1 pseudogene is annotated in these 243 nt (G+C 78.6%); it reads right to left on the bottom strand.

What is annotated here, in order from left to right:
- Window positions 1-243: pseudogene (locus G3I65_RS01430) on the bottom strand (PucR family transcriptional regulator); the annotation flags it as partial.

Here is a 243-nt window from a genome sequence, read left to right as displayed (position 1 = left end):
GGCCAGCCGACCACCGCGCGCAGCCCCGAGAGCGCCTCGGTCGCGCTGTGGTGGGCCTCGGCCAGCGACGGGACCGTCGGGCCGGCCACCACCGGGCCCTCGGCGAACGCGACCGACATGCGCGCGAGGATTTCCCGCTCCTTGACGCCGCCTTCGGTCGGCCCGCCGACCACGACGACCAGCCGGGAGCCCTGGACCGACAGCAGCACCGGGCGGCCGACGCGGGCGGCGCGGCTGCGGACC

Source organism: Amycolatopsis sp. SID8362 (genome assembly GCF_010550475.1).
GTDB classification, from domain to species: domain Bacteria; phylum Actinomycetota; class Actinomycetes; order Mycobacteriales; family Pseudonocardiaceae; genus Amycolatopsis; species Amycolatopsis eburnea.
Note: the sequence above shows the minus strand (reverse complement) of the source record. Positions and strands in the feature narration are given on the sequence as shown.